1 pseudogene is annotated in these 618 nt (G+C 42.6%); it reads right to left on the bottom strand.

Features of this window, described 5'->3' with window-relative positions:
• Positions 1–225, bottom strand: a pseudogene (locus ACS8FC_RS18855) (hypothetical protein); the annotation flags it as partial.
• Positions 226–618 lie beyond the last annotated feature (393 nt).

The raw sequence follows: 618 nt of genomic DNA, 5'->3' as shown, positions 1-618 counted from the left end.
GGTCGTTTCATCATTGTCGTCTGCGTCTGCCAATAATTTGACCAGCTCATCCATATCGATGGCTTCGAGTTGGTCTATCTGCTCATACAAATCACCATGCCGTGGCACGCTATCAGCTGAGATAAAATGCGCATCAAGCTCATGGCGATTACGCGTATAACTGCTATCATTCTGAGCCCTACTGTCACTAACACGGTTGTTATAAAACAAATTTTGACTGCTCATAGTATTGGCACGTTTAGCGAAAAGAGGTTTTTCTATACTATCCTTTAACTGTCGCAAATAGAAGCGAATGATTTAGTTTTAGCGTTCGTTTGTGACCAAAAGAGACGTATGGATGATGAACGGTATCTCTATTATTATTAAAGCGTCATCCAATATATGCATCAAAAGAAAAAATCCCAAGCCGAAACTTGGGATTCTTAGTAAATACGCCTTTCTACTATTTTTACTTTCTACTGATTTGTCATCTAGCGCTTACTGAGCTATGCCGGGCTGGCTGCTGCCTCAAATGACTCTGCCAATATGACATCGCCGTCTTCTTTGGTAATCATGACCGTTGCTGAGCGCGGAGTAATACCGTCAGCGATCGCACCCCATGTATTACCTGGATGCTGA

It is taken from the genome of Psychrobacter sp. 1Y4 (genome assembly GCF_051847555.1).
Note: the sequence above shows the minus strand (reverse complement) of the source record. Positions and strands in the feature narration are given on the sequence as shown.